16 protein-coding genes and 1 pseudogene are annotated in these 14,056 nt (G+C 60.7%); 10 read left to right on the top strand and 7 right to left on the bottom strand.

Translation table 11 applies throughout. The annotated features are described in order from the left end of the window. A pseudogene (mraY, locus tag B3849_RS07225) lies at positions 1 to 171 on the top strand (phospho-N-acetylmuramoyl-pentapeptide-transferase); the annotation flags it as partial. Between the two features lie 163 nt (positions 172 to 334). Here mraY and B3849_RS07220 read toward each other — a convergent pair. Further along, complete coding sequence (locus B3849_RS07220; protein WP_005854151.1) at positions 335 to 1,273, bottom strand: glutaminase; 939 nt, start codon at positions 1,271 to 1,273, stop codon at positions 335 to 337. Between the two features lie 19 nt (positions 1,274 to 1,292). Between B3849_RS07220 and murD the strand changes: the two genes are divergently transcribed. After that, positions 1,293 to 2,696, top strand: a complete 1,404-nt coding sequence (gene murD / locus B3849_RS07215; RefSeq protein ID WP_278424758.1) for a UDP-N-acetylmuramoyl-L-alanine--D-glutamate ligase — start codon at positions 1,293 to 1,295, stop codon at positions 2,694 to 2,696. 261 nt (positions 2,697 to 2,957) lie between these two features. On the opposite strand, the gene B3849_RS07210 is transcribed toward murD, so the two are convergent. From B3849_RS07210 to B3849_RS07195, 4 genes are all read right to left on the bottom strand, one after another. Beyond that, complete coding sequence (locus B3849_RS07210; RefSeq protein ID WP_286779966.1) at positions 2,958 to 3,470, bottom strand: hypothetical protein; 513 nt, start codon at positions 3,468 to 3,470, stop codon at positions 2,958 to 2,960. A gap of 12 nt (positions 3,471 to 3,482) precedes the next feature. Next, positions 3,483 to 4,193: a YHYH protein gene (locus B3849_RS07205; RefSeq protein WP_278424760.1), complete on the bottom strand. Its 711-nt coding sequence runs from the start codon at positions 4,191 to 4,193 to the stop codon at positions 3,483 to 3,485. Between the two features lie 153 nt (positions 4,194 to 4,346). Continuing rightward, positions 4,347 to 4,484, bottom strand: coding sequence for a hypothetical protein (locus tag B3849_RS07200; protein ID WP_286779965.1), 138 nt, complete (start codon positions 4,482 to 4,484; stop codon positions 4,347 to 4,349). A gap of 165 nt (positions 4,485 to 4,649) precedes the next feature. Next, positions 4,650 to 5,363 carry a TetR/AcrR family transcriptional regulator gene (locus B3849_RS07195; RefSeq protein ID WP_286779964.1) on the bottom strand — a complete coding sequence of 238 codons (714 nt, stop codon included), beginning with the start codon at positions 5,361 to 5,363 and terminating at the stop codon, positions 4,650 to 4,652. On the opposite strand from B3849_RS07195, the gene B3849_RS07190 reads away from it, so the two are divergent. The 4 genes from B3849_RS07190 to B3849_RS07175 all read left to right on the top strand — a co-directional run bounded on the left by B3849_RS07190 (position 5,322) and on the right by B3849_RS07175 (position 8,580). Continuing rightward, entirely contained in the window at positions 5,322 to 6,002 is a 681-nt protein-coding gene (locus tag B3849_RS07190) for a cupin domain-containing protein (protein ID WP_278424763.1), read from the top strand. The two genes, B3849_RS07195 and B3849_RS07190, sit on opposite strands and share 42 nt — an antisense overlap. A gap of 1 nt (position 6,003) precedes the next feature. Continuing rightward, positions 6,004 to 6,192, top strand: coding sequence for a hypothetical protein (locus B3849_RS07185; protein ID WP_278424764.1), 189 nt, complete (start codon positions 6,004 to 6,006; stop codon positions 6,190 to 6,192). Next, positions 6,192 to 7,277: a flavin monoamine oxidase family protein gene (locus tag B3849_RS07180; RefSeq protein ID WP_278424765.1), complete on the top strand. Its 1,086-nt coding sequence runs from the start codon at positions 6,192 to 6,194 to the stop codon at positions 7,275 to 7,277. The genes B3849_RS07185 and B3849_RS07180 overlap by 1 nt, the downstream gene beginning before the upstream one ends. Positions 7,278 to 7,374: 97 nt before the next feature. Then, positions 7,375 to 8,580 carry an MFS transporter gene (locus B3849_RS07175; protein ID WP_278424766.1) on the top strand — a complete coding sequence of 402 codons (1,206 nt, stop codon included), beginning with the start codon at positions 7,375 to 7,377 and terminating at the stop codon, positions 8,578 to 8,580. Positions 8,581 to 8,799: 219 nt separating this feature from the next. Here the strand turns inward: B3849_RS07175 and B3849_RS07170 are convergent, their stop codons facing one another. Next, positions 8,800 to 9,183, bottom strand: a complete 384-nt coding sequence (locus B3849_RS07170) for a nuclear transport factor 2 family protein (protein WP_037944519.1) — start codon at positions 9,181 to 9,183, stop codon at positions 8,800 to 8,802. A 170-nt stretch (positions 9,184 to 9,353) separates the two neighbouring features. Continuing rightward, positions 9,354 to 10,535, bottom strand: coding sequence for an NAD(P)/FAD-dependent oxidoreductase (locus B3849_RS07165; RefSeq protein ID WP_278424813.1), 1,182 nt, complete (start codon positions 10,533 to 10,535; stop codon positions 9,354 to 9,356). Positions 10,536 to 10,648: 113 nt separating this feature from the next. Between B3849_RS07165 and B3849_RS07160 the strand changes: the two genes are divergently transcribed. The 4 genes from B3849_RS07160 to B3849_RS07145 all read left to right on the top strand — a co-directional run. Further along, on the top strand, positions 10,649 to 11,176 hold the full coding sequence (locus B3849_RS07160; RefSeq protein ID WP_286779963.1) for a redoxin domain-containing protein: 528 nt from the start codon (positions 10,649 to 10,651) through the stop codon (positions 11,174 to 11,176). Positions 11,177 to 11,287: 111 nt separating this feature from the next. After that, positions 11,288 to 12,457, top strand: a complete 1,170-nt coding sequence (gene ftsW, locus B3849_RS07155) for a putative lipid II flippase FtsW (RefSeq protein ID WP_005854131.1) — start codon at positions 11,288 to 11,290, stop codon at positions 12,455 to 12,457. Beyond that, a complete protein-coding gene (locus B3849_RS07150; protein WP_132997314.1) occupies positions 12,454 to 13,554 on the top strand; it encodes a UDP-N-acetylglucosamine--N-acetylmuramyl-(pentapeptide) pyrophosphoryl-undecaprenol N-acetylglucosamine transferase in 1,101 nt (366 codons plus the stop codon). Before ftsW ends, B3849_RS07150 begins: the two co-directional genes overlap by 4 nt. Beyond that, a partial coding sequence (locus B3849_RS07145; protein ID WP_286779962.1) for a Mur ligase domain-containing protein occupies positions 13,551 to 14,056 on the top strand: 506 nt, incomplete at its 3' end. The genes B3849_RS07150 and B3849_RS07145, both read left to right, overlap by 4 nt.

The raw sequence follows: 14,056 nt of genomic DNA, 5'->3' as shown, positions 1-14,056 counted from the left end.
ATCATTCAGGTGCTCTATTTCAAACGCACGGGCAAACGGGTCTTCCTGATGGCACCGATCCACCATCACTATGAAAAGAAAGGCTGGGCCGAGCCGCAGATCGTCATCCGCTTCTGGATCATCTCTTTGATCCTCGCGATGATCGGGCTGGCGACACTGAAGGTCCGCTGAGCCGTTTATCAAGGCGGTAAGAAACAAGAGGGCGCGCTGCAGGGATGTGGCGCGCTTATTTTATGGCGGACGGGGGCCAGCCCCCGCGCGGCCAAGGGGCCGCGTCCCCCGGAGTTTATTTGGCAAAATGAAGGGCGGGGGGAGGCAGGAAGAGGTGGTGGCGTCAGAAGATCGACCAGCCCATTTCGCGCGCGAGGCGGGCCATGGCCTGGGTGCCTTTTTTCGAGTTGCCATAGCGGTTCAGGCCGGGGGACCAGACGGCGATGCTGGCGCGGCCGGGGACAATGGCAAGAATACCGCCGCCCACACCGGATTTCGCCGGAAGCCCTACGCGGTAGGCAAAATCGCCCGACCCGTCATAATGCCCGCAGGTGAGCATCAGCGCATTGAGACGCCGGATGCGGGGCGGCAGGATCATGCGGGGCAGCTTGTCGGTTTCGATCAGGAACCGTCCGGCCATGGCCAGTTGCCGCGCGGACATGTCGATGGCGCAGTGGTGGAAATAAGTGCCGAGCGTCTTTTCCGGCGGGTTATTCAGGTTTCCGCAGGAGGCCAGAAAATGCGCCAGGGCAAAGTTGCGGTGGCCATGGGCGGTTTCAGAGGCCGCGACGGTTTCGTTGATGTGGATGTCGTCGTCACTGGCGGCGGCGCGCACGAATTGCAGGATTTCGGCCAAGGTCTCGCGCGGTTCGCGGCCCGTGAGCACCTCGTCCGTGGTGACAATGGCACCGGCGTTGATGAAGGGGTTGCGCGGGCGTCCCTGTTCGGCCTCAAGCTGCACAATGGAATTGAATGCACGCCCCGATGGCTCGCGGCCCACGCGCTTCCACAGCTGGTCGCCTGACCGTCCAAGGGCGATGGCAAGGGTGAAGACCTTGGTGATGGATTGCACCGAAAATGGCGTATCGGCATCCCCGGCGGTAAAGACCTCCCCGTCCGCGGTGGTGATCGCGATACCGAATTGCGCAGGATCGACAGAGGCCAGCTGCGGGATATAGGCTGCCACGTCTCCCCAGTCATCCGTGGCGCGCATGTCGGCGTTGAGCTGGGCTAAAATCTCTGGCAGAGGGGGCATAAGGGGCTCCGAAAGTTTCAGGGTCATCGCTAACAGGAGAGCAGGCATGATACCAGTTCAAGGTTTGACCGGCGCAAAGGTCGCCATTCTGGGGCTCGGGCGGTCGGGGCTGTCTGCTGCCCGTGCGCTGGCCGCCGGGGGCGCTGTGCCTATCTGTTGGGATGACAACCCCGCTGCCCGCGCCGCCGCGCAGGCCGAAGGGTTCGATTGTGTGGATCTGGGCAAGGCCGGCGTCTTTGATGATATCGCGCGGCTGATCGTATCGCCCGGCATCCCGCATCTTTATCCGGCACCGAACCCGGTGATCGTCGCCGCGCAGGACGCAGGTGTGCCGGTGGACAATGACATCGGGCTGTTCTTTCAAAGCTTCGCGACGCTGGCCTGGGATAACTTTGACGTGGTGCCCAAGATCATCGCGATCACCGGGTCGAACGGGAAATCCACCACCTCGGCGTTGGTGCATCACATTCTCAAACACGCGGGCCGCCCGACGCAGCTGGCGGGAAACATCGGTCGCGGGGTGCTGGACATAGAGCCTGCCATTGACGGCGAGGTCGTGGTGCTGGAGCTGTCGAGCTATCAGACCGATCTGGCGCGCAACTTGACGCCGGATGTCGCCGTCTTCACCAACCTTAGCCCCGATCATCTGGATCGTCATGCGGGCATGGGGGGCTATTTCGCGGCCAAACGGCGGCTCTTTGCTGAAGGCGGGCCGGATCGTGCCGTCATTGGCGTGGATGAACCCGAAGGGCGTTTTCTGGCGGGACAGCTTAGCGAAGGGGCGGCCGACGACCGGGTGATCCGCGTGTCGGTGGACCGCAAGCTCACGGGTCTTGGCTGGCAGGTCTTCGCGCGCAAAGGCTTCTTGTCGGAATATCGCGGCGGCAAGCAGATCGGGTCCATCGATCTGCGCAGCATTACCGGCTTGCCCGGCGCGCATAACCACCAGAACGCCTGTGCCGCCTATGCGGCCTGTCGCACGCTGGGGTTCGCGCCCAAGATCATCGAAGCGGCGTTCCATTCCTTTGGCGGCCTGCCGCACCGCAGCCAGACCGTGGGCGAGGCGGGCGGCGTGCGCTTCGTCAATGACAGCAAGGCGACCAATGTGGACAGTGCGGTCAAGGCACTGGCGGCGTTCAGGAACATCCGCTGGATCTGCGGCGGGCTTGAGAAAGAGGGCGGTTTGGGCAGTTTGTCAGAACCGCTGGAGACAGTGCGCAAAGCCTATGTGATCGGGCGCGAGGCGGCGCAGTTTGCCATGAAGCTGGGGGTCGAGGCCGAGGTCTGTGGCACGATGGACGTCGCGGTTGCCCGCGCGGTCGAGGACGCCGAGGCGGGGGACGTCGTTTTGCTGGCCCCTGCGGCGGCGAGCTTTGACCAATACGACAGTTTCGAGCGCCGCGGAGAGGACTTTGTCGCGCAGGTGCAGAAGCATCTGACGGGCGCGTAACTGCGTTTTTGGGGAAGGAGCGCCGCATGGGCAATGATTGCGGTGTTTCGGTCTGCTCCGGTCCAGATCGTGGCGGGTGACTGGTTGTTTGATCGGGGCCATCGGATAATTGACGGCTTGTTCGGGGATGCAGATTTCGAGGCCGTCTATCGAAGAAAAAGGTCTTGATCCTAATCGTCTGCGGCCGCGAACCGACGAGATCTACCTGCGGAATATCGGGCATGCGCAACAAGAGGTTCGGCGTTCTGTTGAAGGGGCGACCTATGGGCTGGCCTCGGGGATGAAAACCTTGACGGTTGATGAAATTGGAACGCCGTTCACCGACCACGCGCTGTGATCATTTGCGTTCAATGTCACTCTGACTTCATTCTCGCCCGGCACCAGTGAGGTGCCCGACAGATGATACCAGTTGGAATAGACCCGCGCTATTTTCACGCCATTCACATAGATATGGGCATGGCCTTCGTTGTCTTGCGGTGCGTGATTGATCGCCGCGGGTGTGAACTTGAAATGAACGGGCAGGATCTGAACATTATACCCGCCCATCACGTCCGGAAATACCAGATGCGTGACACTTGGATGTGGCAGTTCGGCAGAGACGTCGCGCGGGGGATGCCGGTGCGCTTGCATCGCGCCGGGCACGCTTGCAATATCCATCGTTGCCTTGCCGATGTCAGGTGACACGGGGGCATTGGGGGCGCGGGACATCGTAAAAAGCGTCATGACCACGACAGCCATCGTCGCCCCGATTATGGCATAGGCGAGTTTTTCCACCAGATCCGGTCTTTACTGGCCAGGTGCGGGCATAGCTGCGCGCAGGTCGTCTTCGCTGACGCCAAGTGCCTGAGCCGCCGCGGCAAAGTCCGGCGGACGCGTGTCACCAAGTGCCCCGACCAACTCAGCCTCTGTGATGCCCAGTTGATCGGCAACCGCGGCAAAATCCGGTGCGGCACCACCGCCACCGGGGCCATTGTTCGCGGCCACGTCGACCTCACCATGGTAGCAGTCGATCATATAGGGCGCTTCATCTGCCGTGAGGTGGTAGTGGTAAATCCCTTCCGGGAATTCAGGTGTCGGGCCGGAGTGGCCGCTGCACGCATCCAGATCGTCATTCACCACGACAATGCCACCGACATCATTGTTGCCATAGACCGGAAAGCCGTCGGCCAAAACACCGATCATCCGCGAATGTTGCCCGGCTTGTGCCGCGGCCTCGGCAATACAAACAGGGATGCCATGATAGTGGTAATTCGTCCCGTCCACGAGCGTGTGCCCGTTGCAGTTGTCCAGAAATGCCACGTGATCATGAACAACCTGATCGTCAATCGCAACGACGGAGCGGTCGGGGTTCTCGTAATCGTTGAAAATCTGTGCGCCGCTCAAGGCCACGCCAATTCTCCCCAGCGAGGTGTCCGTTGATGTATCCGAATAGACCGGCTGCGTTGTGATTGTCGCGTCAATCTCGGTCTCTTTGAAGTAGTCGGCAGAGTTCTGCACGTCAAAGAATTCCAGCGGTTTATCGGCAAAGGGTTGATCGTTGGGATTGCTTGGAATCAGATATTGCTCCGCAAATCCGTGGTCCGGGATGCCGTTGGATTGGAAGCGGAAGGCTTTTGCGTCAGCATCGACCGTGATCTTGACATGATCTGCTCAATTTGCCGCTTCAACGACCGCCGCAGTGTCATTCGACTGTTTCGCATTCTGAGCCGATGAAGGCGAATAGATCAGGGATGCGGCGGCCAGCACAACCGATGCGGCGGCTGTCCCATAGAGAGTTTTCCTGGACATGATTTTCTGATCTCCCATGAGATGTCGGTATCTATACTTCCAACTTCGGGTCGAAGCGCTGCTAAGCCGAAGCTAGGCCTTAAACGGACGCGTGCCAACTTTCCGTCGTTTTTATTCAACAGAAATATAGCGCCCTGGAATTTTCCGAGCGCTGCCATATCGACGTCAAATCTTGGCGATACTTCGGATCGCGGCCTTGGCAATCTGGTCGAACATCGCACGATCGTCGGAGGATGACGCAACGATCATGCCGCCTTCCAGCGCCGCGACGATGAGGCAGGACGTGTCTTCGGCGTTTTCGACGCCATAACGGTGGAACAGGTCAAGCAGCCATATCCTGTTCATTTTGAAGAATGCCTTTGTTTTCTGGTTTACATTCTTGGGCAGCCCGATCGCTTCTGCGCCCATGATCGCGCAAAGGCAGATGGTTTCGTCCAAGACCAGCGCCTGAGAGTAGAGCGCAACGTAGCTGTCCAACGCCGTTTGCAAGCTGGCCGTATCGATCTGTTCAAGGTGCTCTTTGAACTGGCTGGTGTAGCGATCCACCAAAGCTTCGCCCAGATCGGGTTTGGTCGGGAAGTGATAGTGAACGCTCGCGCTTTTGATGCCGACGTCGCTTGCCAAGTCGCGAAAGCTCATCGCCGAGAAACCCGCGCCGCGGACACGCTTTTCAGCGGCATCAAGGATTTTGTCTTTCATTGTCTGCGACATTTGGGGCTCCTGTCTATCATGTGGTAGATAGGTGTTGACAGCGAGGAGGGCAATATCTAACTGGAAGCCTATCAACTGATAGGTATCTATGTGGCGCCGCTGCGCGCTGAACCGGAAGGATGTACCATGGACCTGAACGCAAATTTTGATGAACGCGCTGTTGTGCATTCGGACAGCCAGCCGTGGGTCGCATCTCCGATGAAAGGCGTGGACCGGCGGATGCTGGATCGGATCGGGGACGAAGTCGCGCGGGCGACGACCATCGTCCGCTATGCGCCGGGCAGCGCGTTTTTGGCCCATACTCATACCGGCGGCGAAGAGTTTCTGGTGCTTGAGGGCGTGTTTCAGGATGAACACGGTGACTTTCCGGTCGGCACCTACGTGCGCAACCCGCCAACGTCTTCGCACACGCCAAGCTCAGCCGAGGGGGCAACGATCTTCGTCAAGCTGTGGCAGTTCGACATGGATGACCGTCAGCAGATCACCATAGACACCACCACCCAGACCCCGCAGCCGGTGCGTGTGGGTGTTTCAGAAATCCCGCTGTTCGCGGATGCGCACGAACGGGTGCGGATCGAGCTTTGGGAGCCCAACGTGGCAGTGACACAGGCCGGCCACAATGGGTTCGAAGCCCTTGTGGTCGAAGGAAGCTTTATCGAAGGGGATGAGGTCTTCGCGGTCAATTCCTGGCTGCGCCTACCGCCCCACACGCCGCTGAACGCTGTTTCCGGCCCTGATGGGGCGCGGCTTTGGGTCAAATCTGGCCATCTTGCAGACACGCCGACGGCCCCGAATGTCGGGGGATAAGATGTCAGATCCACTTGCAATCATTGGCGGGGCGGGTGCCGGTCTTGCCAGCCGCGCCCTGCACAGTATGGACCCCGCACGGATGATGAAACCGGAGGATATTGTCCGCACCTATCTGGCGCTGAAAGATCAACCTCGGTCCACATGGACCCATGAGTTGGACCTCAGGCCGATGGGAGAGGCGTTCTGATGCAGACCGATGTTCTGATTGTGGGCGGTGGTCTGTCGGGTCTTGCGCTTGCCGACCATCTGGCCCGCCAAGGCCGCGATTCCTTGCTGGTTGAAGCGCAGGACCGCCTTGGCGGACGCATCCTTACACAGGAGTTTTCGGGCGGTGCCTTCGACCTTGGGCCTGCATGGTTCTGGCCGGGGCAGCCGCGTATGGCGGCCCTCGCGGAACGCTTTCAGATCCCTGTGTTTGGGCAGTTCTCGACGGGTGACTTGGTCTATCAAGAGCAAAACGGCACCGTGCAGCGCGGGCGCGGCTATGCCTCTATGGAGGGGTCTTACCGCTTGGCCGGTGGGATCGGCTCTGTGGTGCACGCTTTGGCCAAAGGGTTGGATCCGGCGATGATCATGACCAGCACGCGGCTGACGTTGGTCGCGCATTCGGCGGGCATCATCACGGCGGAGGTTGATCAAAACGGCACAGCGCAGATCATCAAGGCCAACAGGATCGTGATGGCCATGCCGCCTCGGGTCATCGCCGATACCGTCTTTTTTGACCCCGCGCTGGATGCGGGCCAAATGCAGGCATTGCAAGACACGCCGACCTGGATGGCCGGTCAGGCCAAGATCGTTGCGGTTTACGATCAGCCTCATTGGCGCAATGCCGGGCTGTCCGGCGACGCGATGAGCCAGCAAGGGCCGATGGTCGAAATCCACGATGCTTCGCCAAGGCAGGGCGGTCCCTATGCGCTCTTCGGTTTTGTCGGGGTCCCTGCGGATGCGCGTGCCCGGTACAAAGATGAGATGATGCGCCTTGCGGTGACGCAGCTGACGACGATGTTCGGACCGGAAATGGCCAACCCGATGCACCTTGTTTTGCAAGACTGGGCGACCATTCCCCACATCGCGCGCCCACAGGACCGACAACCGGTTCGAAGCCATCCCCGCTATGGTTTGCCGTCCAACCTGCGTGCCCTGTCAGCACGCGGGATGATATTTGCGTCGACCGAAACCGCCCCGGAATTCGGAGGCTTTCTTGAGGGCGCATTAGAGGCGGCCGAACATGCGGCCAGCACGCTGGCGCTGCACGACCCCATGCAGACCTGATCACCACCCGCCCGCATGACTTTGGGCATCCAATAGAAAAATGAAAACACGCCGCGCCAAGCCAATCCAACGGGCATGGTGGCCATACGGATGAAAAATGATGACACAGACGATAGACCGGACTGAAACCGCCGGGTTCCGGCGCAACCTTACGGTGCTGATCCTCGCCCAATCCTTGGGGGCTGCCAGCGGGCCGATTGTGATCTCGCTGGGGGGATTGGTTGGTCAGGACCTTGCAACTGACCCTGCTTTGGCGACCCTGCCGGTCAGCATCTATAATCTCGGGCTTGCCCTTGGAACGGTGCCTGCCGCTTGGATCATGCGACAATACGGGCGGCGCAGCGGTTATCTTCTGGGCGCGATGATCGGCGTGTTGTCGGGATTGGTCGCCGCTGGTGCGATATCCTTTGGGGCGTTCATATTCTTCTGTTTGGGAACGTTTCTGGCGGGGCTCTATGCCTCTTATGTCCAGTCATACCGTTTCGCAGCTGCCGACGGGCGCGAAGGGGCAGAAAGGGGGCGCGCCATTTCATGGGTCATGGTCGGCGGGCTGATCGCTGCCATTATCGGCCCGCAACTGGTCATTGCCACGCGCGACGCTGTGCCGGGCGTGCCCTTTGCGGGCAGTTTCCTGAGCCAAGCGGCGCTGGCGCTCATCGCGTTTTTTGTTCTGACCCGGTTAAGGGGCCGCCAACCCGCAGCCACAGCGCAAACGTCTTCCGATGACGGGGGGCGCACCGTGCTCCAACTTCTGGCGTCGCCTAAATACATGCTTGGGGTCGCCGCTGGCGTGGTGTCTTACGGGCTTATGTCATTTGTCATGACGGCCGCACCGCTGGCGATGGTCGGGTGCGGGCATTCGATTGACCACGCGGCATGGGGTATTCAGTGGCATGTGCTGGCGATGTTCGCGCCAAGCCTTGTGACGGGCAAGCTGATCGCCCGGTTCGGCAAGGAAAAGGTCACCGCCGCTGGCCTGATCATCATCGGCATTTCAGGTGCTGTTGCGCTGACCGGTCTGGATCTGAGACATTTCTTCATCTCTCTCATCCTTCTTGGGATCGGGTGGAACTTTGGCTTCATCGGAGCGACTGCGATGGTGGCCGCCGCGCATACAGAGGCCGAGCGCGGGCGTGCCCAAGGGCTGAATGATTTCGCCGTCTTCGGCACAGTCGCGGCGCTTTCGTTCTTTTCCGGCGCGTTGATGCAGGCGTCGGGATGGCATCTCATCAATCTCATGATGTTCCCCTTCATCGCCATCGTGCTTGCGCCATTGGTCTGGCAAGCGGCGCGGCGCGTATAGGGCGGTGCCAATACTGTCTCGAAAACTGGCATCGTACCGCCAACCTCAAGGAAAAACGTACCATGCCTGCGTCACAAGTTCTTATAACTGCGACGCTTGTTGGGGTTGGCGGCACGTTGATTGTCGACGCGGTTAAAAGGCTTGCGGCTCGGTTCTTGGCAAAAATGCCAACGCATAGCTTTGGCCTTTCATTGCTGTGCTCGCACGGCATTTATTGTATCAAAACATCCCGTTGTCGTTGTTACTTTGTACAGGCATTTCCTGAAGCACGTCCCAATGCTCGACGATCTTGCCTTGATCATCGAGACGGAAAATGTCCATCCCTGCATAATCGGGACCGTTGGGCCATAGCTGATGGCAATGCAGGATCACATGATCGCCGTCCACGAATGACCGCTTGACCTCGACATGTTTACCCGGATGTTCGCGGGCCATCCGTTCGAAATAGTCAACGAAGGCCGCCTTGCCATCCGCCACATGGGGATTGTGCTGAATGTACTGCGCTCCGGCGTAGCGCGCGATGGCGTCGGCGGGGCGGCAATCATTGAACATCATTTCGTAAAAGGCGATGACGTTGGCCTTGTCGGTTTCTGGGTCACGCATGGTCTTCCTTTCTGAATTTACCGATATTGTGGCGCATGTCTGCATTGGGGAAGCTGCATTGCGGGGTCGCTTCCATGCGTCGATGACAGCTTTGGGTCGTTGGTGTCGGGCCAGGGGCGCTGCCCCCGCCGCCTATGGCGGCTCCCCCGGGATTTAGGGCCATTTGGAAATTACTGTTTCTGTGCGATATCTGCGGCGCAGGCCATGGCAGAGGACCAGGCCCATTGGAAGTTATAGCCGCCCAGCCATCCGGTCACGTCGACGGCCTCGCCAATGAAGTAGAGACCGGGGCGTGTCTTGGCCTCCAGTGTTTTGGAGGACAGCGCGTCGGTGTCGATCCCGCCGAGGGTGACTTCGGCGGTGCGGTAGCCTTCGGTGCCAGAAGGGGTCATCACCCAATGCGACAGCCTGTCGATCAGGGTGCCGAGTTTTGCATCCGACCAATCGGCGAGGTTGCCGCCAAGGTCCATGATCCCCGACAGATGATCCACCAGCCGCGCGGGCAGGTGGTGGGAAAGCTCTGTCGTCAGGTTGCGGCGGCCATAGGTCTGGCGTTGGCTGCGCAGCTTGGCCAGCAGATCACTGTCGGGCAGCAGATTCACCGTGATCGGCGCGCCTTCGGTCCAGTAGCTTGAAGCTTGCAGCACGGCAGGGCCGGAGAGGCCACGGTGGGTGAACAGCAGGGCTTCGTCAAAGGAGGGGCCTTGGGCAGTCACCCGCGCGGGCGTTGCGGTGCCGGATATGGGCGCGAAACGGGCGTCGGTAAAGGTGAAGGGCACCAGCCCCGCCCGTGTGTCGGTGACGGGGATGCCCATCTGCGCGGCGATCTCGTAGGCGCGCCCCGTCGCCCCCATCTTGGGGATGGATTTCCCGCCAGAGGCAACGACAAAGTTGCGCGTAGTGATCGGCGTGGTGCCGTCGGGCGTGTGCAAGGTCATGCTATATCCGGCATCACGCGCGGCGATATCGGTCAGCGTGCTGTGCAGCCGCAGGTCAACACCGGCTTTTTGCATCAGGCCGCGCAGCATGGCGACGATCTCTTTGGCGGAAGTGTCGCAGAAGAGCTGGCCGAGGGTCTTTTCATGCCACGCGATCCCATGCGCGTCTACCAGTTCGATGAAATCCCACTGGGTATAACGCGCCAGCGCCGATTTGGCGAAATGGGGGTTGGCGCAGATGAAGGCATCGGGCGTGCAGTGCATATTGGTGAAATTGCAGCGCCCGCCGCCCGAAATGCGGATTTTCTCGCCCGGTGCTTTGGCGTGATCCACGACCAGCACCGATCCGCCCACGTGGGCCGCGCACATCATGCCTGCGGCCCCTGCGCCTAAAATTACCGTGTCATATTGCATGGCCCCGCCATAGCCCCCGCCACGCAAGCCGGTCAAGTGGCCGTGAGCAAGGTGGTAACCCGGCGCATGAAGACTAATTCCGTGAGTGACGAAGCAATTAAAGGAGAGACCCGATGAACGTATTGGACGCAGGTAACGCATTCCCGAAACTGACCGTGGCAGAGTTGCAAGGTGGCATGCTGACCCTTGGCACCCCACGGGGCGATCATGATTGGCAGCTGGTGGTCGTCTATCGCGGTCTGCATTGCCCGATCTGCAAAAAGTACCTGTCGACGCTGGACGGGCTGGTCGCGGATTTCAACAAGGCAGGTGTGGACGTTGTTGCCGTATCGGGTGATCCGAAAGACAAGGCGCGCGAGATGGCGCAAGAGCAGGATCTGTCCCTGACCATCGGCTATGACATGAGCATCGCACAGATGCGCGAACTGGGGCTCTATGTCTCTGACCCGCGCAGCCCGCAAGAAACCGATCAGCCTTTCTCAGAGCCCGGCGTCTTCGTGGTGAATGGTGACGGCAATATCCAGATCCTCGACATCTCGAACGCGCCCTTCGCGCGGCCTGATCTGGAGGGGCTACTGAACGGGATCAAGTTTGTCCGTGACAACGACTATCCGATCCGTGGCACGCACGCAGGGGCATAGGCAGCTTTGCGCGGGGCTGGTTAAAACAGACTAGCCCCGCGTGACCTTTCGCGCTACACTGCAAGCTAGACCCCGAAAAGGGGCGGAACGAGGCAGTGTAAGGCAGGTCCCATGACAGAAATGGTCTATGGCGCGGTTCCCGTTCGGGATGGCGAACCGATTCTTCCCAAATGGTGGCGTACGATCGACAAATGGGCGATGTCCTGCATCCTCCTGCTGTTTGCCGTGGGCATGTTGCTGGGGCTGGCGGCCTCCCCGCCGTTGGCCGCGAAAAACGGCTTTGACTCTTTTCACTATGTGCAGCGACAGGCTGTTTTCGGTGTGCTTGCCGTGATTGCCATGGTGCTGACATCGATGATGACGCCCGTGATGGTGCGGCGTCTGGCGATTGTCGGCTTTCTGGTGTCCTTTGTGGCGCTGGCCTTGCTGCCGTTCTTTGGCACCGACTTTGGCAAAGGTGCTGTGCGCTGGTATTCCATGGGCTTTGCGTCCTTCCAGCCGTCAGAATTCCTCAAGCCCGGTTTTGTCGTTGTGGCGGCGTGGATGATGGCGGCCGCGCTCGAGATCAACGGCCCTCCGGGCAAAACATGGTCCTTTGCGCTGTGTATTTCCATTGTGCTGATGCTGGCGTTGCAGCCCGACTTTGGTCAGGCCTGTCTGGTCCTGTTCGGCTGGGGGGTCATGTATTTCGTCGCCGGTGCGCCGCTGGTGTTGCTGGTGGGCATGGCCGGGCTGGTCGTCTTGGCGGGGACTTTTGCTTATTCCAACTCTGAACACTTTGCCCGCCGGATTGATGGGTTCCTGTCGCCCGACATCGATCCGCGCACGCAGCTTGGCTATGCCACCGATGCGATCCGCGAAGGCGGTCTGTTCGGGGTCGGCGTGGGCGAGGGGCAGGTGAAATGGTCGCTGCCCGATGCGCATACCGATTTCATCATCGCCGTTGCTGCCGAAGAATACGGCCTGATCCTGGTGATGTGTGTGATCGCGCTTTACGCCGTGATCGTGGTGCGGTCGCTGCTGCGTCTGGTGCGCGAGCGGGATCCCTTTATCCGTCTGGCCGGCACCGGGCTGGCCTGCATGTTCGGCGTGCAGGCGATGATCAACATGGGCGTGGCTGTGCGGCTGCTGCCCGCCAAGGGTATGACGCTGCCTTTCGTCAGCTACGGCGGGTCGTCGGTGATTGCCTCTGGCATCGCCGTGGGCATGTTGCTGGCGTTTACCCGTACACGACCACAGGGCCAGATCTCTGATCTATTGGGCCGGAGCCGTGCCCGATGACGGCGCCGCTGCTGGTTATCGCCGCAGGGGGGACAGGCGGGCATATGTTTCCCGCCCAAGCGCTTGCCGAAGTCATGCTGGCGCGGGGCTGGCGGGTAAAGCTGTCCACCGACGCGCGGGGGGCGCGCTATACCGGCGGTTTCCCCGAGGCGGTCGAGATCCAGCAGGTCAGCAGCGCCACTTTCGCGCGCGGCGGTCTGGTGGCCAAGGCCATCGCGCCGTTTCGTATTCTGGGCGGTGTGCTTGGCGGCATTTTCGGCATGCTGCGGGATAAGCCCGATGTGGTTGTCGGCTTTGGCGGGTATCCGTCGATCCCCGCGCTGACAGCGGCCTGGGTGCTGCGCAAGCCCCGGATGATCCACGAACAAAACGGCGTGCTCGGGCGGGTCAATGATCTGTTTTCCAAACATGTCGATGCCGTGGCTTGCGGCACATGGCCGACCACATTGCCCGATGGTGTCAGCGCCGAACACACCGGCAATCCGGTGCGTGCCGCGGTGTTGGAGCGTGCGGGCGCGGGCTATATCGCGCCGGGTGACTACCCGATGGAGCTGTTAGTGATGGGCGGCAGCCAGGGCGCGCGCATCTTGAGCGAGGTGATCCCCCCCGCCATCGCCGATCTGCCGATGGAACTGCTGCGCAATATCCGCGTCAGCCATCAGGCGCGGGACGAGGACGGCCAGCGGGTCGCTACCTTTTACGCCGAAAACGGGATCAATGCCGATGTGCAACCGTTTTTCCATGACGTGCCGCGGCGCATGTCCGAAGCCCAACTGGTGATCAGCCGCGCTGGCGCGTCGAGCGTTGCCGATATCTCTATCATCGGGCGGCCCTCGATCCTGATCCCCTTTGCGGCGGCGACGGGCGATCATCAGACAGCCAATGCCCGTGGATTGGTGGACGCCGGTGCCGCGATCATGGTGCCCGAAAACATGGCCAACCCCGACAGTCTGCGGGCCCAGATCGAAATGGTCCTGACCCATGCAGAGGGCGCACAGCAGATGGCGCGCGCCGCCCTGTCTGTCGCCAAGCCGGACGCCGCAGAAGAGCTCGCCCAGATGGTGGAAACCCTGGCAACCGAAGGAAAGAAACGATGAACGCAGCCACGAAACTCCCCACCGATGTGGGCCCGATCCATTTCGTGGGTATTGGCGGTATCGGCATGTCCGGCATTGCTGAAGTGTTGTTGAACCACGGCTACCGCGTGCAGGGGTCGGACCTGAAATCGACCAAGATCACTGACCGTCTGGTGGACCTTGGCGCGACGGTGTTCGAAGGGCAGGAGGCCGCGAATATCGAAGGGGCCGCCGTGGTCGTGATCTCTTCCGCGATCAAGCCGGGCAACCCTGAACTGGATGCCGCACGGGTGGCGGGCCTTCCCATCGTGCGCCGCGCCGAGATGCTGGCAGAGCTGATGCGCCTGAAATCCAACATTGCGGTGGCAGGAACCCACGGCAAGACCACCACAACGACGATGGTGGCTGAACTGCTGGTCAACGGCGGGATCGATCCGACGGTGGTGAACGGCGGGATCATCCATGCTTACGGGTCGAACGCGCGGATGGGGCAGGGCGAATGGATGGTGGTCGAGGCGGATGA

Origin of the sequence: Sulfitobacter sp. UBA4523 (assembly GCF_002388305.1) — a bacterium.
Lineage (GTDB): Bacteria > Pseudomonadota > Alphaproteobacteria > Rhodobacterales > Rhodobacteraceae > Sulfitobacter > Sulfitobacter pontiacus.
Note: the sequence above shows the minus strand (reverse complement) of the source record. Positions and strands in the feature narration are given on the sequence as shown.